The following is a 21,529-nucleotide window of genomic DNA, read 5'->3' as shown; positions in this document are numbered from 1 at the left end:
GCTAGCTCCGGCCCGCCAACGCGGAGAGCGTCGGGATCAGCTCGTCATAGCTGTCGATCACCGCGTCCGCGGCGAGTTCCTCGACCGGCCCGGCCAGAAACCCGAAGCTGGCGGCGATGCTGGGGATGCCGGCATTCTTCGCGGCCAGCACGTCGTAGATCGAATCGCCGAGGAACGCCGCAGAGCCGCCGCCCGCACGCACGATCATCTCGCGAATCGGCATCGCGCTCGGCTTCGCATTGCCTTTGCCCATCGTGTCGCCTCCGATCACCGCCGCGAAGCGGCCGAGCAGGCCGACTTCGTCCAGCAGCTTCAGCGCGAAGCTTTCGAACTTGTTCGTGACGACCGTGAGACGGACGCCATCTGCCTGGAGATGGTCCAGCGCGTCGACCAGACCGGGATAGGGGAATGAGCCTTCCGAGATGTTGCTGCCGTAGAAATCGAGCAGGAGCGGATAGAGGCGCTTCATGTCCTCCGGATCGTAGCCGCCCGAGCGCTCCAGGCCTTTCTCGAGCGTGCGTTTGGCGCCGCCGCCGATCAGCGGCCGCACCTCCTCGATATGGAGCGGCGGGCGTCCTGCCTGCGCGAGCGTGTGATTGACCGCGCGCGTCAGCGTCGCGCTGGTGTCGAGCAGGGTCCCGTCCAGGTCGAAGCCGACAATGTCGAATGCGCGTGCCATGCGCCGGCCCTTGCCCCGTGCGGGGCGGCCGTGGCAAGCGCGCGGCGTGACGAAACGCCCTCTCGCCGCCATCGTCCTTGCCGCCGGCAAGGGCACGCGCATGAAATCCGACCTGCACAAGGTTCTGCATCCGATCGCGGGCCGGCCGATGCTGATGCACCTGCTCGCCAGCCTCGAGGACTTGTCGCCCGCGCGGACCGTCGTCGTGGTCGGCAGCGGGCGCCAGCAGCTGGAAGAGGCGCTCGCCGGACGGGGCATCGATCTGGTGGTGCAGGATCCGCAGCTCGGCACCGGCCATGCCGTCCAGCAGGCGGAAGCGGCGCTGGCGGGCTTCGAAGGCGACGTGCTGATCCTCTATGGCGACGTGCCGTTCGTGAGTGCGGCGACCATGCGCGGCCTGGTCGAGCGGCTGCAGGGCGACGACGAGCCCGCCACAGTGGTGCTCGGCTTCCGTCCCGTCGACCCGGCCGCCTATGGCCGCGTCATCGCCGATGTCGGCGGACGCATCCGCAAGATGGTCGAGTACAAGGACGCGTCGCAAGAAGAGCGCGCGGTCACGCTGTGCAACTCGGGCCTGATGGCGGTGCGGCGCCGCGACCTGTTCGCGCTGCTGGAACGCGTCACCAACGACAACGCCGCGGGCGAATATTATCTTCCCGATATCGTCATGCTGGCGGACGGAGACGGCCGGCCATCTGCCGTGGTCGAAACCAGCGCGGACGAAGTCGCTGGCATCAACAGCCGCGCCGAGCTGGCGGAGCAGGAGCGCGCCTGGCAGCAGCGGCGCCGCGCGCAGGCGATGGCCGATGGCGCGACGCTGATCGAGCCGGAAACGGTCTGGTTCTCCTACGACACGAAGCTCAGCCGCGACGTGAGGGTCGAGCCGAACGTCTGGTTCGGCCCCGGCGTGACGGTCGAGGACGGCGTCACGATCCATGGCTTCAGCCATCTGGAAGGCGCTTATGTCTCGGCGGGGGCCGAGGTCGGACCTTATGCCCGGCTTCGCCCCGGCGCTGAGCTCGGACGCAAGTCGAAGGTCGGCAATTTCGTCGAGGTCAAGAAAGCGAAGCTGGGCGAGGGCGCCAAGGCCAATCACCTGACCTATCTCGGCGATGCGGACATTGGCGCAGGCGCGAACATCGGCGCGGGTACGATCACCTGCAATTACGACGGTTTCTTCAAATACCGCACCGTGATCGGAGAGGGCGCGTTCATCGGGTCCAACTCCGCCCTTGTGGCGCCGGTGATGATCGGCGCCGGTGCGATCGTCGGCGCGGGTTCGGTCATCACATCGGACGTTGAACCAGACGCTCTGGCTCTCGCCAGGGGCGACCAGGCAGCCAAGCCGGGCTGGGCCGCCCGTTTCCGCGCGCTGATGCGAGCCCGCAAGAGCGGTTGAAAATGATATCATGATGTGATATCACGATATCATGCGCACATTGGTCGATATTCCAGAAGACGATATCCGCTGGCTGGACCAGAAGGCGGCGGAGAGCGGGAAGTCGCGGACTGCATTGGTTCGTGAAGCGGTCGAAGCCTATCGGGCCGAGGACGGCGATGATCAGTCGCGCAGGCTCGCTGCGTTGAAAGCAGGCTTCGGGCTCTGGGCTCGTCACGACATTCAGGAAGACCCGCACGAATATGAGCGCAAGCGGCGCGCCGAGTGGACGCGGCCGTGGGACGATGATTACGAGGAAGTGCGCGCAGAATCGCCTGAAATGTTCACAGAAGAGGATGATCGTGAGCGCGCCCATTATCTTCGACTCTTGGGGCAGCGGGGCGGCTCCGGCGACGAGCATGGCCGGTGAGCGGATATAGCTTCGACGCGAACATCATCATTGACGCGCTTGGCGGCTTCAGGCCGGCCTTGGACGAATTGCGCCGCGAATCGCGGGAACGTCATTGGATCAGCAGGATGGTCTGGATCGAGGTGCTGTCGAAAGGCAGCGAATTGATGATCCGGGATACGCTCGATTTTCTGAGCGCGTTCGACGTCGATGAGCTGGACGAGAATATTGCCGAGAGGGCTGCACGCCTCCGTCGCGCCCGGCCCGGGCTCAAATCGCCAGATGCCATTATCCTGGCGTCAGCGCAGGAGCGCGGTCGCATTCTGGTCACGCGCAACACCAAGGATTTTCCGGCCAACATGCCGGGCATCCGCGTTCCTTACACTCTGTAGCGAAAGTCATCTTCAATGTGCGGCATTATCGGCATTCTGGGCACGGACGACGTAGCCGAGCGGCTCGTCGAAGGGCTGCGGCGGCTCGAATATCGCGGTTACGACTCCGCCGGTGTCGCGACCGTGCACGACGGCCGGATCGAGCGGCAGCGCGCCGAGGGCAAGCTGAACAACCTCGCGCGCAAGCTGGGGCAGGAGCATCTGCCGGGTCACAGCGGCATCGCGCATACCCGCTGGGCGACGCATGGCGCGCCGACCGAGGACAATGCGCACCCGCATATCATCGGCGACGTTGTGCTGGTCCACAATGGCATCATCGAGAACTTCAAGCCGCTGCGCGACGAGCTGCTGGCGGAAGGGCGCACCTTCAACAGCCAGACCGACACCGAAGTCGTCGGGCACCTCGTGGCGCGAGAGGTCGAGCGCGGCGCTTCGCCGGAGGCGGCGGTCAAGGCCGTGCTGCCGCGCCTTCACGGCGCCTTTGCGCTGGCGATTATGTTCAAGAGCGATCCCGACCTGATCATCGGTGCCCGGCTCGGCGCGCCTTTGGTCGTCGGCTATGGCGAGGGCGAGAATTATCTCGGCTCGGACGCGATCGCGCTGGCGCCGCTGACGCAGCGCATTGCCTATCTGGACGAAGGCGACTGGGCGATGGTGCGCCGCGCGGGCGTGCAAATCTTCGACAAAGACAACAATCCCGTCGAGCGGCCGATCACGCTGTCCGGGATCACCGGCGCGCTGATCGACAAAGGCAATCACCGCCATTTCATGCAGAAGGAGATCTACGAGCAGCCGGTCGTCGTCGCGCAGACGCTCAGCTCCTATCTCCGCACGCTGGAGGCGCGGGTGGCGTTGCCGGACATGGAGTTCGACCTGGGCTCGGTCGAGCGGGTCGCGATCGTCGCCTGCGGCACCGCCTCCTATGTCGGCGCGATCGGCAAATACTGGATCGAGCAGCTCGCCCGCGTGCCGGTCGAAGTCGATGTCGCGTCGGAGTTCCGCTACCGCGAGCCGGTGCTGGGCCCGAACACGCTGGGCCTGGTGATCTCGCAATCGGGCGAGACCGCCGACACATTGGCGGCGCTGCGCCACATGAAGGCGTGCGGCGTCACCACCGCCGGCATCATCAACGTGCCGACTTCATCGATGGCGCGCGAGGTCGACCTGCTGCTGCCGACGCATGCCGGGCCGGAAATCGGCGTCGCCTCGACCAAGGCCTTCACCTGCCAGCTGGCGGTGATGGCGGCTCTGTCCGCCAATCTCGCGCGCGCTAAGGGCAGGCTGGAAGCGGCGGAGGAGGCGCGGCTGGTCCGTCACCTGACCGAAGTTCCCGCCGCGATGAACGCCGCGCTTTCCCACGACGCGGAGATCGAAGGCATGGCGCACACCATCGCCGGCGCGCGCGACGTGCTCTACCTCGGCCGCGGGCCCGACTATCCGCTCGCGCTCGAAGGCGCGCTGAAGCTGAAGGAAATCAGCTACATCCACGCCGAAGGCTATGCCGCGGGCGAGATGAAGCACGGGCCGATCGCGCTGATCGACGAAAGCGTGCCGGTGATCGTGATCGCGCCGTCTGGCCCGCTGTTCGAAAAGACCGTGTCCAATATGCAGGAAGTGCAGGCGCGCGGCGGCAAGGTGGTGCTGATCTCCGACGCCGAAGGGCTGGCGCAAGCCGGCGAAGGTGCGCTGGCGACGATCGAGATGCCGAAGGTCCACCCGCTGATCGCGCCTTTGGTCTATGCCGTCCCGGTCCAGCTCCTCGCCTATCATGTGGCGGTGGCGAAAGGCACCGACGTGGACCAGCCGCGCAACCTCGCGAAGAGCGTGACGGTCGAGTAAGTCCGGCGGCATGGCTGTGCTGCCGCCCCGCAAGATCATCCATATCGACATGGACGCCTTCTACGCGTCGGTCGAGCAGCGGGACGATCCGGCGCTTCGCGGACGGCCGGTCGCGGTCGGGAGCGCGCAGGCGCGGGGCGTCGTGGCCGCGGCCAGCTATGAGGCCCGCAAGTTCGGCGTGCGCTCGGCGATGCCGTCCTCGACCGCGCTCAGGCGCTGCCCGGAGCTGGTGTTCGTGTGGCCGCGGTTCGATGTCTATCGCGCGGTGTCGAGCCAGATCCGCGCGATCCTGCTCGACTATACCGACCTGGTCGAGCCGCTGTCGCTTGACGAAGCCTATCTGGATGTGAGCGAGGATCGGCGCGGCCTCGGCTCCGCGCGCGCGACGGCCGAGGAAATCCGCGCCCGCATCCGCGCCGATACCGGGCTGACCGCGTCGGCCGGGGTTTCGTACAACAAGTTCATCGCCAAGCTGGCGTCGGACCAGAACAAGCCGGACGGGCTGTGCGTGATCCCGCCGGCGAAAGGCCCCGGGTTCGTCGCCGCGCTGCCCGTCAGCCGCTTCCACGGCGTCGGGCCGGTCACGGCGGCGAAGATGGAGCGGCTGGGCATCCGTACCGGCGCCGACCTGCGCGCGTGCGACCTCGCTTTCCTGCAGCAGCATTTCCGCAGCAGCGCGGACTATCTTTATGGTGCCGCGCGGGGCGAGGATGGGCGGCCCGTGCGGCCGGACCGGCCGCTGAAATCGGTGGGGGCCGAACGGACGTTCGACAGCGATCTCGCTCGTCCCGCGGAGCTTCGGGCGGCGCTGGACCGGGTCGCCGATGCGGCCTGGGCGCGGATCGAGCGGCACGGCGCGCGCGGGCGGACGCTGACGCTGAAGCTCCGCTATGCCGATTTCCGCACGATCACGCGGGCGCGGACGATTGCCGGCGTGTTCCCCGATCGGGCGAGCTTCGGCGAGGAGGGGTGGCATCTCCTGTCGCCATTGTTGCCGGTTAAGCAGGGCATCAGGCTGCTTGGTCTTACTCTCTCTGGCCTTCACGGAGAGACGGAGGACGCGCTCCAGCCGCCGCTTCCGCTTGCGCTCTAGGCCTTTACGTTCGCCCGCCGCGCACCTAATTTCCCCCGCATGGCACTTCTTCCGATCATCGAAACGCCGGACCCGCGCCTGCGCCAGATTTCCACGCCCGTCGAGGCGGTCGACGCCGAGCTGAACCGGCTGATCGACGACATGTTCGAAACGATGTACGCGGCGCCGGGCATCGGTCTCGCCGCGATCCAGGTCGGCGTGCCGAAGCGGCTGCTGATCATCGACCTGCAGGAGCAGCAGGACGAGGAAGGCAAGCCGGTCAAGGAGCCGCGTGTCTTCATCAACCCGGAGATTCTCGATACCTCGGAAGAGCTGCAGGTTTATCAGGAGGGCTGCCTCTCGATCCCCGACCAATATGCTGACGTCGAGCGCCCGGCCGTGATCCGCGCCCGCTGGCAGGATCGCGACGGCACCGTGCGCGAGGAACAGCTGGAAGGCCTGCTGGCGGTGTGCCTCCAGCACGAGATGGATCATCTCGAAGGCATTCTCTTCATCGACCACCTGTCCCGCCTGAAGCGCGAGATGGTGCTGAAGAAGCTGATGAAGGCCCGCCAGAAGGCGGCGTAACTCCGCAGATCGCAATGACGGTTGTCGAGCAGCGATCATCTCGCTAGGTTCCCTCTCTGTTCCGGGAGGGGAATGACGTGGACCCGCTGCTTCTCGTTGCTGTGCTGGCGATTGTCGTCGCGGGCGCTGCGCTGCTTTATGCCATTCGCCTGACCGGGCAGCTGCGCGCGGCAGAGACGCGCTGCGCTGCGGCCGAGGAGCAGGCGAAGCATGCCGAGCTGTTGCGCATGACGCTAGCTGAAGTCACGACCGAGCGCGACGAGGCGCTGCGCAAGGTGGTGGAACTTCAGGCCGACGCCCGCAACTTCGACGCGCGGATGCAGGAGCTGCTCGCCGCCAAGGAAACCCTGACCGCGCAATTTCATGAGACCGGCGCGAAGCTGCTCGGCGAAGCGCAGCGGCAATTCCTCGAACGCGCCGACGCCCGCTTCGCCCAGGCTGGCGAGAACAACGAAGCGAAGCTGAAGGCGCTGCTGCAACCGGTCGAGGCGACGCTGAAGCGCTACGAGGACAATCTGAGCCTGGTCGAGAAGGAGCGGGTGGGGAGCTACTCCGCGCTGCAAAAGGCCGTCGAGCTGCTCCATGCCGGCCACACCCAGGTGAAGGAAGAGACGGCGCGGCTGGTCAATGCACTGCGCTCCAGCCCCAAGGCGCGCGGGCGCTGGGGGGAGCAGAGCCTCAAGAACGTGCTGCTGCAGGCGGGGCTGGCCGAGGGCATCGATTTCGAGATGGAAGTCTCGGTCGATACCGACGAGGGCCGGCTACGGCCCGACGTGATCGTCAACCTGCCCGGCGGCCGCAAGCTGATCATCGACGCGAAATGTTCGCTGAACGCCTATCTCGACGCCAGCGAGCAGGTCGACGACGAGGCGCGCAAGTCGCACCTGAAGGCGCATGCCGCCTCGATCCGCACCCATGCCCAGCAACTCGGCTCCAAGGCTTATTGGGCGCAGTTCGGCGACGCCGCCGACTATGTCGTGATGTACATTCCGGGCGAGCACTTCCTGACTGCTGCACTGGAGCAGGACGACAAGCTGTGGGAGCGCGCGTTCGAAGGCAAGGTGCTGCTGGCGACGCCCACCAATCTCGTCGCGATCGCGCGCACCGTCGCCTCGGTCTGGCGGCAGGAGAAATTGGCCGAACAGGCGGCGGAGATCGCCGCGCTCGGCAAGGAGCTGCACTCGCGGCTGGCGACGATGGGCAGCCATGTCGCCCGGCTGGGGCGCAATCTTGAGCTGGCGAACGGCGCGTACAACAGCTTCGTCGGCAGCCTGGAGAGCCAGGTGATGAGCCAGGCCAAGCGCTTCGAGGCGCTGGAGGTCTCCGGCGCCAAGGAGGTTGAGGCGCTGCCCGTGATCGAATCGTCGCCCCGGCCGTTGACAAAATTGGTCTCGACCGCCTCTGGGGAGGCGGCATAAGTGGCTTTCGCGTCACAGTGACGCGCTTCTCTGTGGATAAGCGTCCATTTACGAGAGGAAAGCTGTTTTCTTTTGCGTCCGCTTGACCCAATCAGGGGGTCTCCAAGGGAGGGAATCAATGCTGGAACCCGACAAGAAGAAGAAAGCGCCGCGCGCCAACAACGCGCTCAGCAAGCCCGTTCAGCCGTCGGCCGATCTCGCCGCCATCGTCGGATCGAACCCGATCGCGCGCAGCGCCGTCGTTTCGAAGGTGTGGGAACACATCAAGAAGAACAATCTCCAGAATCCCGCGAACAAGCGCGAGATCCTGGCGGACGACAAGCTGAAGAAGGTGTTCGGCGGCAAGGACAAGGTGTCGATGTTCGAAATGAACAAGCACCTGTCGAACCACCTGAAGTAAGCTCTTCGGGATTTTCCTTCGTAAGCGCCGCCGGGCCCTGGCTCGGCGGCGCTTTTCGTTTGACAGCGGGGCGCACGTCCCACGCTAAGCTCGGGCTGAGCCTGTCGAAGCCCTCCTTTCCCTTTCTTCAAGCCCGCAAAGAAGAAGGGAGGCCTTCGACAGGCTCAGGCCGAACGCAGCGAATGGACAGGCTTGAGCTTGCCTTTTGGGCCGTGGCGTCCTAAATGCGCGCCGCATTCCGTAGCACGGATACCGCAACGGCGCTCCCTATGAGCGCCAACGCTGGCCGACGAGGTTTCGTCCGCCGGCGTTTTTCGCGTTTCCGGGCCCACGGTGTTGGAGTGAGCGAATGTTCGAGACCCTGAGCGACAGGCTGGGCGGCGTTTTCGACCGCCTTCGCGGCCGCGGCGCGCTGAGCGAGAGCGACGTGCGCGCGGCGATGCGTGAGGTCCGCATCGCCTTGCTCGAGGCGGACGTGGCGCTGCCGGTCGTCCGCGATTTCGTGGACAAGGTCACCGAGCAGGCCGTGGGGGCGCAGGTGCTGCGTTCGGTCACGCCGGGCCAGCAGGTGGTCAAGATCGTCCACGACGCGCTGGTCGAGATGCTCGGCGCGGAAGCGAGCGAGCTCGCCCTGGACGTGACGCCACCCGCGATCATGATGCTCGTCGGTCTTCAAGGCTCGGGCAAGACCACGACGACCGCCAAGCTGGCCAAGCGCCTCAGCGAGCGCGACCGCAAGAAAGTACTGATGGCTTCGCTGGACGTGAACCGTCCAGCGGCGCAGCAGCAGCTCGCAACTTTGGGCGAGCAGGTGAAGGTCGCGACCTTGCCGATCGTGCAGGGCCAGCCGCCGGTCGAGATCGCCCGGCGCGCGCTCAATGCCGCGAAGCTGCAGGGTTTCGACGTGCTGATGCTCGACACCGCCGGCCGGCTGCACGTCGACCAGGCGTTGATGGACGAGATGAAGGCCGTCGCGGACGTCGCGAAGCCGCAGGAGATCCTGCTGGTGGTCGACAGCCTGACCGGCCAGGACGCCGTCAACGTCGCGCAGAGCTTTTCGGCGCAGGTGCCGCTGACCGGCGTGATCCTGACCCGGATGGATGGCGATGCGCGCGGCGGCGCGGCGCTGTCGATGCGAGCCGTCACGCAGAAGCCGATCAAGTTCGCCGGCACCGGCGAGAAGATGGACGGGCTTGAGGCCTTCCACCCGCAGCGGGTCGCCGGCCGCATCCTCGGCATGGGCGACGTGGTCAGCCTGGTCGAGAAGGCCGCCGAGAGCATCCAGGTCGAGGATGCGGAGCGCATGGCCGCGAAGATGGCCAAAGGTCAGTTCGACATGAACGACCTGCGCGCCCAGCTCGCCCAGATGCGGCGCATGGGCGGGCTTGGCGCGCTCGCCGGCATGATTCCGGGCATGAAAGCGGCCAAGCAGGCGATGGCCTCCGGCGCGGTGGACGAGAAGATCCTGGTGCGGATGGACGCGATGATCGGCTCGATGACGCCGAAGGAGCGCGCCAAGCCCGAGTTGATCAACGCGAAGCGCAAGATTCGCGTCGCCAACGGCTCCGGCACCACCGTGCAGGAAGTCAACAAGCTGCTGAAAATGCATCAGGAAATGGCGAACGCCATGAAGAAGATCAAGAAAATGGGCGGGCTGAAGGGCCTGGCCGCGATGTTCGGCAAGGGCGGGGCCGGCGCGGCCGGCCTGCCCGGGGGCATGGGCGATGTGCTCAAGGGGCCGGCGGGCGGTCTCCCCGGTTTGGGTGGAGCAATGCCGCCCATTCCCGGCAACCTGCCGCCCGGTTTCGAGAATTTCCTGAAGAAAAAGTAATCTAGACGAAAGGACTGAAGACTATGGCACTTTCCCTCCGGCTGTCGCGTGGCGGCTCCAAGAAGCGGCCCTATTACCGCATCGTCGTGGCGGACGCGCGCTCGCCGCGCGACGGCCGCTTCATCGAGAAGATCGGCACCTACAACCCGCTGCTGGCGAAGGATTCGCCGGAGCGCGTGAAGCTCGACGCCGATCGCGCCAAGCATTGGCTGAGCGTCGGCGCGCAGCCGACTGACCGCGTGCTCCGCTTCCTCGATGCCGCCGGCGTCAAGGAGCGTCCGGCGCGCAGCAATCCGAAGAAGGGCGAGCCCGGCGAGAAGGCGAAGGAGCGCGCCGAGGAGCGTGCGACGAAGGCTGCCGAGGCGGCCGAGGCGGCCGCTGCGGCCAGCGCCGCGCCTGCCGAGGAAGCGACGGCCGATGCGACCAACGAGGGCGTGTCGAGCGAGCAGCCGGCCGAGGGCAATGCAGAAGCGCCGGCCGGCGCGGACGAGCCCCAGTCGACCGACGAGCCGGCGGAGGGCTGATCGTTCCGGGATATAACATGACCCGTTCGTTTCGAGCGAAGTCGAGAAACGCGTGCTCCGGCGCGGCTGCTCCTCGACTGCGCTCGAAGCGAACGGAGTTTGTTAATCCGTCTTTCCAATGAATCGCGTCACGCTCGCCGCCGTCACCGGCGCGCACGGCCTGAAGGGCGACGTGCGCCTCAAGCTTTTCACCGACAGCGCCGAGAGCCTGAAGCATTACGCCAGCTTCGACGCGGAGGGGCGGGCGCTGACGCTCGCGGCGATCCGGCAAGTCGGGGCAGGGGCGATCGCGCGCTTTAAGGAAGTCGCCGATCGCACGGCCGCCGAGGCCCTTCGCGGCAAGGCCCTCACCGTCCCGCGGGAGGCGCTGCCGCCGCTCGAAGAGGGCGAATATTATCACGCGGACCTGATCGGCCTGCCGGTCGTCACGCCGGGCGGTGATTCGGTCGGCACGGTCGCGGCGGTCGAGAATTTCGGCGCGGGCGACGTGCTCGACATCGAAAAGCCGGGCGGCAAGAGCTTCATGGCACCCATGCATGCCGTAGCGGTCGAGCCCGACCGGCTGGTGATCGACCCGCTTTTCATCACCTGAGCCAAGTTGACAATCCGCGCCGCGGCCCCGCACTGTTGCAGTGCACAATGAGGGAGATGCGCGTGGTCGATCGGGTCGAGCGTTCCGGGCTGCAGGTCGCGCGCGTGCTGGCCGAGTTCATCGAGCAACAGGCGCTGCCCGGCACCGGCCATGAGGCCGAGACCTTCTGGGCCGGCGTCGCCGAGATTTTCGCGCGCTACGTCCCCGAAAACGTAATGCTGCTGGCGACGCGGGATGCCATCCAGGCGCAGCTGGACGATTGGCATGAGGCACGGCGCGGTCAGCCGATCGATCAAACCGAATATCAGGCGTTCCTGCGCGAGATCGGCTATCTGGCAGGCGAGCCGGCGCCGTTCACGATCGGCACCGACGCTGTCGATGACGAGATCGCTCGCACGGCGGGCCCGCAGCTGGTCGTGCCCTCCCTCAACGCCCGTTTCCTGCTGAACGCGGCGAACGCGCGCTGGGGCAGCCTGTACGATGCGCTCTACGGCACCGATGCGTTGCCGGGAAACGCGAAGCCGGGCGGCTACGATCCGGAGCGCGGCGCGCAGGTGATCGCGCAGGCGCGGGCCTTTCTTGATCAAAGCCTGCCCGGCTGGGAGGCGGCGCTGGACGGCGGCTCGCATCCGCTGCTGGTCGGCCGGCGCGGGGACTCGCTGCTGTTCCGCCACAATGGCCTGCACGTCGAGCTGCTGGTCGACCGCGATCACCCGATCGGCAGCGACGATCCGCAGGGTCTTGCCGACGTGATCCTGGAATCCGCGTTGACGACCATCGTCGATCTGGAAGATTCGATCGCCGCGGTCGATGCCGACGACAAGGTCGCGGCCTATGCGAACTGGCTCGGCGTGCTGCGCGGCGACCTTGAGGATATGTTCGAGAAGAACGGGCGCATGATGACGCGGCGCCTGAACCCGGACCGCGATTACGCCGCGCCGGACGGCAGCCGCTTCGCGCTGCCGGGCCGCAGCCTGCTCTTCGTGCGCAATGTCGGCCACCTGATGACCACGCCGGCGGTGATCCTGCCCGACGGATCGGAAGCGCCGGAAGGCATTCTCGATGCGATCGTCACCAGCCTGTGCGGGCTGCATGACCTGAAAGGGCTGGGCCGTTTTCGCAACAGCCGCGCCGGCTCGATCTACATCGTCAAGCCCAAGATGCACGGGCCCGAGGAAGCCGCCTTCACCAACCGCCTGTTCGACGCGGTCGAGGACCTGCTCGGCCTGGCGCGCCACACGATCAAGGTCGGCGTGATGGATGAAGAGCGGCGCACCTCGGCCAATCTCGCCGCCTGCATCCATGCGGTGAAGGAGCGCATCGTCTTCATCAACACCGGTTTCCTCGATCGGACCGGCGACGAGATCCACACCTCGATGCAGGCGGGCCCGATGATCCCGAAGGGCGAGATGAAGACCAGCGCCTGGATCAAGGCTTATGAGGACCGAAACGTCCGCATCGGCCTCGCCTGCGGACTCAGCGGCAAGGCGCAGATCGGCAAGGGCATGTGGGCCGCGCCCGACAAGATGGCCGACATGCTGCAGCAGAAGATCGGCCATCCCAAGAGTGGCGCCAACACCGCCTGGGTGCCGAGCCCGACCGCGGCGACGCTGCACGCGCTGCACTATCATCAGGTCGATGTGTTCGCGGTTCAGGAGGCGCTGAAGGGCGAGGCGCCGCCGTCGCTCGACGCGCTGCTGACGATCCCGCTCGCGCTCGGCCGCAATTGGACTGAAGAGGAGGTCCGGCGCGAGCTCGACAACAACGCTCAGGGCATCCTCGGCTATGTCGTGCGTTGGATCGATCAGGGCGTCGGCTGCTCGAAAGTGCCTGACATCAACGATGTCGGCCTGATGGAGGACCGCGCGACGCTCCGCATCTCCAGCCAAGCGATCGCGAACTGGTTGCTGCACGGCGTCTGCACGGCCGAGCAGGTGGATGCGGCGCTGCTTCGGATGGCGGCAAAGGTCGACGCGCAGAACGCCGGCGATCCGCTCTACCGGCCGATGGCGTCCGACCCACAAGGCAGCATCGCCTTCCAGGCCGCCCGCGCGCTGGTGTTCGAAGGCGTCACCCAACCCAACGGCTACACCGAGCCGCTGCTGCATCGGTTCCGCGCCGAAGTGAAGCGGCGGAGCTAGATCGACCTTAGGCCCGTTCGTTTCGAGCGAAGTCGGGAAACGCAGCCGGATCGACAAGCCGCTTCTCGACTTCGCTCGAAGCGAACGGTTAGGAAGTGCGCGGCGACGAGGGGGCGGCACACATGACCGACTGGACGCACGGCTACAATATCGAGCAGGGCTATACCTACGGCGTCTATCGCGAGCTGGCGCCCGATTGGATGGACGTGTGCGCGATGCTGGCAGGTTTCGCGGTACCGTCGGAGGGCGCGCAGGGACAGCTTCGCTATCTGGAACTCGGCTGCGGCCAAGGATTCGGGCTGGCGCTCATCGCATCCGCCTATCCGCAGATCGAGTTCGTCGGCGTCGACTTCAGCCCGGAGCATATTGCCCATGCCCGCGGACTCGCCCATGCGGCCGGGCTCGACAATGTGCGCTTCGTGGAGGCCGACTTCCTTGATCTCGCGCGCGACTGGCCGCCTGAGCTTGGGCGGTTCGACTATGCAGTGCTGCACGGCATCTACAGCTGGGTCCCGCCCGAACTGCGGCATGCGATCGTCGGGTGTCTCGGCCACGCGCTCGTCTCCGGCGGCCTGGCCTATGTTTCCTACAATTCGATGCCCGGCTGGGCAGCGATGCAGCCGTTCCAGCATATCGCCGCGCGGCTGCAGACCAAGTCCGCGCTGCCCGGCGCTCAGGTGCTGAACCAGGCCGTGTCGCTGTTCCAGCGGCTGAAGACGGGCAAGGCTGCCTTGTTCGACGCGCTTCCCGGCCTCGGCAGCCGCATCGATGCGCTGCAGGAGTTGAGCCCAGCCTATCTCGTCCAGGAATATCTGCACGACAATTGGCACCCGCTCTGGTTCAGCGAAGTGGCCGGAGAGATGCGCGGCGCGAAGCTGGATTTCGTCGCCTCGGCCACTCTGCCCGAAAATCTGCTGCCGGCGATGCTTGCGGAGCCGATGCGGACGACGGTCGGCGAGATTGCCGATCCCATGGCCCAGCAGGACGTGATCGACTGCGCGATCAACCAGAGTTTTCGCCGCGACCTGCTCGCGCGTGGGCGGCGGCGGCGGTTCGCCGCGGCGCCCGGTGCCGCGGACCTGATTGTTGAGGCGCTTGCCCGGCCTGCCGGCGACACCGTCGCCATCAAGACCAGCTTCGGCGAGTTCACGCTGAAGGAGCAGATTTACGGGCCCGTCTTCGACGCGCTGCAAGATGGCCCAAGGCGGATTGCGGAGCTGCTTGCGCGCGACGATCACGCAAACGTGCTGCAGGGCCTCATCCTGCTTGCGCATGGCGGCCATGTCGCGATCCTGAAGGAGGGCGTCCGTGATTTCGCGCCTGCGCAGCGTTTCAACCGGGCCTGCGCCGGCGCGGTTCTGACCGGCGCGCCTTATAGCTATGTCGCGGCGCCCGCGATCGGCTCGGCGCTCGCGCTGCGCGACGTGGACCTGATGCTGATCGGCCTGCGCGACGAGGGCGTGGCGCGCGATGCGCTCGTGCCGCGTCTGCTCGAATCGCTCGACCGGCTCGGACGCCGGCTGCTGCGCGACGGCAGGCCTGTCGAGGGGGACGAGGCTCAGCGGCTGGCGACGGAGCTTGTCGACGACGTCATCGCAAACCGTCTACCCGCCTGGCAAAGGCTGGGCGTCGTCTCATAAACACTGGAACCTTGGCGAGAAGTCCCCTAGCGGAGGCGCGGATGGGTGTTCAGCGTGCCGGATTGGGACGGATCGCTGCGTTGGCGCTGGCCGGCGCGTCGACGCTCGCCTGTGCCCAAGCCTATGGCCCAGCGGCCGAGCCGGGCGCCGCGGCAGGCGCGCCGGCGGCCGTGCCGCCCGGCGTCGGCCCGGAGCTTGCCGCCATCACCGAGCGCGCGATCGACGCCAATCCGTCCATGCGAGCCGCGCGGCTGAACAACCGCGCCGCCGCCGCCGATGTCAGCGCGGCCCGCTGGCAGCGGGCTCCCAGCGTCTCGGTCGGTGCTTTCGCGTTCGAGGGCGGGAGCCAGTTCGTGCGCGGCGACAACGTCACCGCCAATGTCACCGTCGACCAGCCCATCTACCAGGGCGGCCGGATCGAGGGCGGCATCGATCGGGCCAAGGCCTCCAGGCGGCAGAGCGAAGCTGTCACCGACGAGACGGCGCAGGACGTCGCGCTGCGCGTGACCAACGCCTATTTCGACAATCTGCTTGCCGCCCGGCGCATCGAGGCGCTTGATCAGGGCCTGGCCGAGCACCGGGCGCTGGTCGGATCGATCGAGCGGCGCGTCCAGCAGGAAGTCAGCCCGCAGGTTGATCTGGAGCTGGCGCGTTCGCGCACGGCGCAGCTGATGGAGCAGCAGACCACTGCCAATGCGCAGGCGGATGCGAGCCTTCAGCAACTCCGCGTGCTGCTCGACGACCCCGGCTTCACCCCGGCCTCGCCGCCGCGCTACGACCCGGCGGTTCATCATCCCAGCCAGGCGCGCGCTGTGGAGGAGGCAACCATGTGCTCGCCGACCCGGCGACGCCTGCAGGCGGCGGCGCTGGTGGCCCGCGCCGACCAGAAGCTCGCGCGCTCGCAATATCTGCCGCACTTGTCGGCGCAATTCTCCAGCAACGAGGTGACCGGCGAACGCGTCGGCCTGGCGCTCACCACCTCGACCAATGGCGGGCTGTCCCCGTTCGTTGCGGAGCGTGCGGCGCGCACCCGGCGCGAGGCGGCCGAAGTCCAGGTCGGCGCCGCCGAGCAGGATGTGCAGACGCAGCTCGCCGCCGATTTCGCGGAGAACCGCGCGGCCCGCGCCCGCGTCGAGAGCAGCCAGACCGCGGCCGCGGCCGCGCGCGGCGTGACCGATTCCTACCAGCGCCTGTTCGTGGTCGGCCGCCGCTCATGGCTCGACGTGATGAACGCGGCGCTGGAATCGATCCAGGCGGACATGGCGGTGCAGGATGCGCAGGTAAGCGCCATGGCGTCGGCCGCGCGCATCCAGCTGCGCACCTGCCGGTGGCAGCCCGAACCCCAGGTCAGTCGCCCATGACAGCTCCTCTTCCGGTCCTGATCGAGCGGCTCGCGCACGAGCGCGGGGCCGACCTGCCGCCGGACTGGATGGGCTTGCCGCCCGATCCCGCCGCGTTGGCCGGCGAAGACGGCCTGGCGATCCTGGCCGAGAATGCCGGCTGGGAGGCGCCGCGCCGCCTGTCGGGCCGGTTGCGCGCCAATCGCTTTCCGCTGCTCGCTTATGCGCCGGACGATGGCTGGCTGGTCGCCGAGCAGATGGAGGGCCATGCCCGCTTGCGGGTGTGGGACGGGACCGCGCGCACAATTGCGATGGACCCGTCCATCAGTCTCTATGACGTGGAGCTTCCCGAAGCCGCCGCGGCGCGGACCCACAGCTCCGCATTCGACGTGTTCTGGCGGGCGATGCTGGCCCGCAAGGATGTGCTGGTCGCGGCAACGGTGGCGACGGTCGTCGCCAACGTCATTACGCTGGCGACCTCGCTCTATTCGATGCAGATCTACGATCGCGTGATCCCGAGGTCCGGCTACTCGACTTTGTGGGTGCTCACGGTCGGCGTGATCGTCGCGCTGATGATCGACTTTGCGCTGAGGACCACCCGCGCGCTGATGATCGAGCGGGAGTCGGCGCGGATCGACCAGGACGTGTCGGAATATTTCTTCGCCCGCGCCCAGGCGGTGCGGCTCGACGCGCGGACCGGCGGCGTCGGCACGATGGCGGCGCAATTGCGCGGGCTGGAACAAGTGCGCGCGCTGATGTCGTCGGGCTCGCTTTTCCTGCTCGCCGACCTGCCGTTCGCTCTGTTCTTCGTCCTGGTGATCTTCGGCCTGGGTGGCGTGCTCGCGCTGGTGCCGCTGATCAGCCTTCCGATCGCGCTCGGCGTGGCGTTCGGGCTTGCGCGGATGATCCGCAAGGACACCGACCGCGCGCAGATCAGCAGCAACCTGAAGAACGGTCTGCTGGTCGAATCGATCGACGCGGCGGAAACGATCAAGGCCAATCGCGGCGGCTGGCAGTTGCTGTCGCGCTGGAACAGGCTGGTGGAGGAAATCCACACGTCCGAGGATCCGGTGAAGCGCTGGACATCGACTGCGGGATCGATCTTCTCGACGTTGCAGCAGGTCGCCTATGTCGCGCTGATCGCCTTCGGCGCGATCGAGGTGACGCACGGCAAGATGACGATGGGCGCGCTGATCGCCTGCGCGATCATCGCCGGCCGGGTGAACGGCCCGCTGGTCACGCAATTGCCGAGCTTCATCGTGCAATGGGGCTATTCGCGCTCCTCGCTTCGGATGCTCGACAATATTCTCAGCCTGCCGGCCGACGAGGACCCTGAGGTGCAGGGCCTGCGCCCGGGCGCGCTCGGCGGTAGCCTGCGGCTCGAAGGGGTGCGCTTCTCCTATCCGGGCGCGCGCGAAGGCATCGACGTTCCGGGCCTCGAGGTTCGGGAGGGCGAGCGGGTCGCGATCGTCGGCGGCATCGGATCGGGCAAGACCACGCTGCTGCGGCTGCTGGCGGGGCTTTACCGCGCCCAGGCCGGCCGCGTGATGCTCGGCAGCCTGGACGCCGCGCAGATCGCGCCGGACATTCTGCGCCAGCACATCGGCTATCTGGCGCAAGACTATCGGCTGGTGAACGGCACGCTTCGCGAGAACCTGCTGCTCGGCCTGTCCAACCCGGGCGACGATGCCGTGATGAAGGCGGTGACGCAAACCGGGCTGATCCAGCTGGTCAGCAGCCACCCGCGCGGCCTGGACCTGCCGATATTCGAAGGCGGACGCGGGCTGTCGGGCGGCCAGCGCACGCTGGTCGGCTTGACCCGCCTGCTGCTGGCCAGGCCGCCGGTGCTGCTGCTGGACGAGCCCACCGCCAACCTCGACGATCAGGTGGAGGGGCAGGCGCTGGGCGCGATCGCGAGCCAATTGGCGCCGTCCAACACCCTGATCGTTGTGACGCATAAGCTGCGGCTGCTGTCGCTCGTCAATCGCGTGATCGTGATGGCCAACGGGAAGATCGTGCTCGACGGCCCGACGGCCGATGTCGTCAAGGCGCTGCAGGCGCCGCCGCCGCGGCCCAAGGTAGAGGCAAGCGCATGACCCCGGCGCGCGGCTCGCTGATCGTCATCGCCCTCGCGACGCTGGCGGTGCTGGGCTTCATCGCCTGGTCGTTCTGGGCGGAGCTCGACCAGATCACGCGCGCACGCGGGCAGGTGATCCCGACAGGCCGCGTGCAGACGGTCCAGGCGGCGACCGAGGGCACCGTCAATGCGATCCTGGTCAAGGAAGGCGATGACGTCGCGAAAGGCCAGCTGCTGGTCTCGCTCGATACCGTCAGCGTCGGCGCGGCGGTGGAAGAGGGCAAGGCGCGCGTCGCCGCGCTCAAGGCGACGATGGCGCGGATCGAAGCGGAGCTGTTCAACCGCCCGCTTTCGTTCCCGCCGGACGTCGCGGCATTCCCCGAGCTCGCCAACAACCAGCGCATGCTGCTCCAATCCCGCCGGGCGGCGCTCAACGCCGATATCTCGGCGCTCAGCTCGCAGCTGTCGCTGGCGCGGCAGGAGCTCAATCTCAACCGGCCGCTGGTCCAGTCCGGCGACATCGCCCGCGCCGAGCTGTTGCGCCTGCAGCGCAGCGTGTCCGACCTGTCGGGCCAGATCGCCAGCCGCCGCAGCCGCTACCTCGAAGACCTTCAGGCCGAATATGCGAAGACGCAGGAGGAGCTGACCACGGCCGAGCAGGCGCTGACCCAGCGCAGCGACCAACTCGCCAATGCCGAGCTGCGCGCGCCGGTCGCGGGGGTGGTGAGCAACCTGCGCATCTCGACCGTGGGCGCCGTGTTGCGGCCGGGTGACGAGGTCATGCAGATCATCCCGGCCGGCGCCCGGCTGATCGTCGAGGCGCACCTGTCTCCCGCCGACATCGCCTTCATCCATCCGGGCCAGGAAGCATCGATCAAGTTCGACGCCTTCGATTCCTCGATCTACGGCAGCGCGACCGGCAAGGTGATCTTCGTGAGCCCGGATACGACGACCATTTCCAAGCCGGACGGGGCGGGCCAGGAAAGCTTCTATCGCGTGCAGCTGGCGGTCGACACCAGCAGCATGCATCCGAAGACGGCCGGCGAACGGATCGTGATCCAGCCAGGCATGACCGCAACGGCGGAGATCAAGACCGGCCGCACGACGGTGTTCCGCTATCTTACCAAGCCGATCCTGAAGACCGCGTCGGAAGCGATGGGCGAGCGATGATGGGCGCTTCATCAAAGCTTAACGATGTTCCGCGAAAGGAACCACCGTGCGCCACTCCGTTCCCGAGGCAAGCTCAACGGGCCTGGATCGGCGCATGTTCGGGCTTGTGTTCCAAGCTGGAACGGTTTTAGTCTTGTCTTGCCTGCGGAGAAGTGCCACAGGCGGCGTGCGGACCATGACAAAAAAGGGAGTGTCCTGATGAGTTTCCGTAAAGCAGCGACGTCGATCGTCGCCGCGATGACGATGATCGCCATGCCGTCGATGGCAGCGGCGCAGACTGCTTCGGCCTCGAAGCTGTCGGTCGCGTCGGCCGCCCGTTCGGGCGCCACCGCGGAGGGTGAGAAGCTCGCCGGCGGCAGCCTGATCATCGCCGTTCTTGCGGCGGCAGCGGTCGTCGCGGGCATCATCGTCGCCGCGGACAGCGACGACAGCCCGACCAGCCCGTAAGGCGCTGGTTACACGCAATCAAAATGGACCGGCTCTCCGCGAGGAGGCCGGTCTTTTTTATGCGGCTTGAAATCCATCCCGGAAAGGGGCCATTGCGGGATCTCAATTTGACCGCATGGAAATGATGGAAACCGCAACCCTCGCCGGCGGGTGCTTCTGGTGCACCGAGGCCGTGTTTGACGACGTGATCGGCGTCGAATCGGTCGAGAGCGGCTATACCGGCGGCCACGTCCCCGATCCGAGCTATAAGCGCGTGTGCGAGGGCGACACCGGCCATGCCGAGGCGATCCGTATCACCTTCGATCCGGCGGTGATTTCGTACGACGAGTTGCTCGACATCTTCTTCCACACCCACGATCCCACCCAGCTCAATCGCCAGGGAAACGATGTCGGGACGCAATATCGCTCCGCGATCTTCCCGCATTCGGCCGAGCAGGAAGCGGCAGCACGGGCCGCGATCGACAAGGCCCAGGCGGATTGGCCCGCGCCGATCGTGACCAGCATCGAGCCGCTCGGCGAATGGTATCCGGCCGAGGATTATCATAGCGACTATTTCGAGCGGGTGGGCGACCAGAATCCTTATTGCACGGTCGTGATCGCGCCCAAGCTGCGGAAATTCCGCAAGAGCTATGCGGAACGATTGAAGCGATAGCGCGCTTCAACCCGCGTCCGTCATTCGTTACGGGCGTGTTCACAACTTTGGAGAGTCCACGCTGATGAAGCCTTTGCGCAAGGCGGTGTTTCCGGTCGCCGGTCTCGGCACTCGCAACCTGCCCGCGACCAAGTCGGTGCCCAAGGAGATGTTGCCGATCGTCGACCGGCCGCTGATCCAATATGCCGTCGACGAGGCGCTTGCCGCCGGAATCGAGCAGCTGATCTTCGTCACCGGTCGCGGCAAGGGCTCTATGGAGGACTATTTCGATATCTCCTACGAGCTGGAAGCGACGATGCGCGAGCGGGGCAAGTCGCTGGACGTGCTGAACGGCACCCGCCTTGCTCCCGGCGACATCGCCTATGTGCGCCAGCAGGAACCGCTCGGCCTCGGCCACGCAGTCTGGTGCGCGCGTCACCTGGTCGGCGATGAGCCGTTCGCGGTGCTGCTGGTCGACGAGCTCTTATGGAACCCGGAGAACCCTTCGATCAGCCAGCTCGCCGAGACCTACCGTGAAAAGGGCGGCAACGTGATCTCCGTGCTTGAGGTGCCGGAAGACCACACCCATCGCTACGGCATCGTCGATCCCGGCGCGCGGGACGGGGATGTCACCGAAGTGCGCGGCTTCGTGGAAAAGCCTAAGGCGGGCACCGCTCCCTCACGGCTAGCGGCGATCGGACGCTATGTGTTGCAGCCCGCGGTGATGGCGACCCTCGACAAGGGCGAACGCGGCGCAGGGGGCGAGATCCAGCTGACGGACGCCCTCGCCAAGCTGATCGGGCAGCAGCCATTCCACGCACGCACCTATCGCGGCGCGCGCTACGATTGCGGCGACAAGGCGGGGTTCGTGCAGGCGAACCTAGCACTCGCGCTCGAGCGCAACGATATCGGCGCGGATATCCGGGCCTTCGCAGATGCGCTGCTCGTCCGTTGAACGCTT

20 protein-coding genes are annotated in these 21,529 nt (G+C 66.8%); 19 read left to right on the top strand and 1 reads right to left on the bottom strand.

Annotated elements, in window-relative coordinates; genetic code table 11:
• Position 1: 1 nt before the first annotated feature.
• Complete coding sequence (locus GON01_RS08840; RefSeq protein ID WP_157027009.1) at positions 2-679, bottom strand: HAD hydrolase-like protein; 678 nt, start codon at positions 677-679, stop codon at positions 2-4.
• Positions 680-779: 100 nt separating this feature from the next.
• Here GON01_RS08840 and glmU point away from each other — a divergent pair, with 100 nt between their 5' ends.
• The 19 genes from glmU (at position 780) to GON01_RS08745 (ending at position 21,523) form a co-directional block, all read left to right on the top strand.
• Positions 780-2,078 carry a bifunctional UDP-N-acetylglucosamine diphosphorylase/glucosamine-1-phosphate N-acetyltransferase GlmU gene (glmU, locus tag GON01_RS08835; RefSeq protein WP_408640913.1) on the top strand — a complete coding sequence of 433 codons (1,299 nt, stop codon included), beginning with the start codon at positions 780-782 and terminating at the stop codon, positions 2,076-2,078.
• Between the two features lie 31 nt (positions 2,079-2,109).
• Positions 2,110-2,487, top strand: a complete 378-nt coding sequence (locus tag GON01_RS08830) for a ribbon-helix-helix protein, CopG family (RefSeq protein ID WP_157027007.1) — start codon at positions 2,110-2,112, stop codon at positions 2,485-2,487.
• Positions 2,484-2,858, top strand: a complete 375-nt coding sequence (locus tag GON01_RS08825) for a PIN domain-containing protein (protein ID WP_181600090.1) — start codon at positions 2,484-2,486, stop codon at positions 2,856-2,858. Before GON01_RS08830 ends, GON01_RS08825 begins: the two co-directional genes overlap by 4 nt.
• 15 nt (positions 2,859-2,873) lie before the next feature.
• The gene (glmS, locus tag GON01_RS08820; protein WP_157027006.1) at positions 2,874-4,697 is read left to right on the top strand and encodes a glutamine--fructose-6-phosphate transaminase (isomerizing); all 1,824 of its coding nucleotides are present in this window, start codon (positions 2,874-2,876) and stop codon (positions 4,695-4,697) included.
• 10 nt (positions 4,698-4,707) lie between these two features.
• Entirely contained in the window at positions 4,708-5,790 is a 1,083-nt protein-coding gene (gene dinB / locus GON01_RS08815) for a DNA polymerase IV (protein WP_157027005.1), read from the top strand.
• Positions 5,791-5,829: 39 nt separating this feature from the next.
• Positions 5,830-6,357, top strand: a complete 528-nt coding sequence (gene def / locus GON01_RS08810; RefSeq protein WP_157027003.1) for a peptide deformylase — start codon at positions 5,830-5,832, stop codon at positions 6,355-6,357.
• Positions 6,358-6,434: 77 nt separating this feature from the next.
• Positions 6,435-7,775: a DNA recombination protein RmuC gene (locus tag GON01_RS08805; RefSeq protein ID WP_181600089.1), complete on the top strand. Its 1,341-nt coding sequence runs from the start codon at positions 6,435-6,437 to the stop codon at positions 7,773-7,775.
• A 118-nt stretch (positions 7,776-7,893) separates the two neighbouring features.
• Entirely contained in the window at positions 7,894-8,175 is a 282-nt protein-coding gene (locus tag GON01_RS08800) for an SWIB/MDM2 domain-containing protein (RefSeq protein ID WP_157027002.1), read from the top strand.
• A 349-nt stretch (positions 8,176-8,524) separates the two neighbouring features.
• Positions 8,525-10,006 carry a signal recognition particle protein gene (gene ffh, locus GON01_RS08795; RefSeq protein ID WP_157027001.1) on the top strand — a complete coding sequence of 494 codons (1,482 nt, stop codon included), beginning with the start codon at positions 8,525-8,527 and terminating at the stop codon, positions 10,004-10,006.
• A 23-nt stretch (positions 10,007-10,029) separates the two neighbouring features.
• Positions 10,030-10,530, top strand: a complete 501-nt coding sequence (gene rpsP / locus GON01_RS08790; RefSeq protein WP_157026999.1) for a 30S ribosomal protein S16 — start codon at positions 10,030-10,032, stop codon at positions 10,528-10,530.
• Between the two features lie 118 nt (positions 10,531-10,648).
• Positions 10,649-11,122 carry a ribosome maturation factor RimM gene (gene rimM, locus GON01_RS08785; RefSeq protein WP_157026998.1) on the top strand — a complete coding sequence of 158 codons (474 nt, stop codon included), beginning with the start codon at positions 10,649-10,651 and terminating at the stop codon, positions 11,120-11,122.
• A 56-nt stretch (positions 11,123-11,178) separates the two neighbouring features.
• Positions 11,179-13,263, top strand: a complete 2,085-nt coding sequence (locus GON01_RS08780; RefSeq protein ID WP_157027090.1) for a malate synthase G — start codon at positions 11,179-11,181, stop codon at positions 13,261-13,263.
• Between the two features lie 122 nt (positions 13,264-13,385).
• Positions 13,386-14,903: a class I SAM-dependent methyltransferase gene (locus tag GON01_RS08775; RefSeq protein ID WP_157026996.1), complete on the top strand. Its 1,518-nt coding sequence runs from the start codon at positions 13,386-13,388 to the stop codon at positions 14,901-14,903.
• 41 nt (positions 14,904-14,944) lie between these two features.
• On the top strand, positions 14,945-16,264 hold the full coding sequence (locus GON01_RS08770; protein WP_157026995.1) for a TolC family protein: 1,320 nt from the start codon (positions 14,945-14,947) through the stop codon (positions 16,262-16,264).
• Positions 16,261-18,339: an ATP-binding cassette domain-containing protein gene (locus GON01_RS08765; RefSeq protein WP_181600088.1), complete on the top strand. Its 2,079-nt coding sequence runs from the start codon at positions 16,261-16,263 to the stop codon at positions 18,337-18,339. Before GON01_RS08770 ends, GON01_RS08765 begins: the two co-directional genes overlap by 4 nt.
• Positions 18,336-19,490: an HlyD family type I secretion periplasmic adaptor subunit gene (locus GON01_RS08760; protein ID WP_157026993.1), complete on the top strand. Its 1,155-nt coding sequence runs from the start codon at positions 18,336-18,338 to the stop codon at positions 19,488-19,490. Before GON01_RS08765 ends, GON01_RS08760 begins: the two co-directional genes overlap by 4 nt.
• Positions 19,491-19,688: 198 nt before the next feature.
• Complete coding sequence (locus GON01_RS08755) at positions 19,689-19,937, top strand: hypothetical protein (RefSeq protein ID WP_157026992.1); 249 nt, start codon at positions 19,689-19,691, stop codon at positions 19,935-19,937.
• Positions 19,938-20,058: 121 nt separating this feature from the next.
• The gene (gene msrA / locus GON01_RS08750; RefSeq protein ID WP_157027089.1) at positions 20,059-20,589 is read left to right on the top strand and encodes a peptide-methionine (S)-S-oxide reductase MsrA; all 531 of its coding nucleotides are present in this window, start codon (positions 20,059-20,061) and stop codon (positions 20,587-20,589) included.
• A gap of 64 nt (positions 20,590-20,653) precedes the next feature.
• A complete protein-coding gene (locus GON01_RS08745; protein ID WP_157026991.1) occupies positions 20,654-21,523 on the top strand; it encodes a UTP--glucose-1-phosphate uridylyltransferase in 870 nt (289 codons plus the stop codon).
• Positions 21,524-21,529 lie beyond the last annotated feature (6 nt).

Origin of the sequence: Sphingomonas horti (genome assembly GCF_009753715.1) — a bacterium.
Lineage (GTDB): Bacteria > Pseudomonadota > Alphaproteobacteria > Sphingomonadales > Sphingomonadaceae > Sphingomonas_B > Sphingomonas_B horti.
This window is presented reverse-complemented; position numbering and strand designations above follow the sequence as displayed.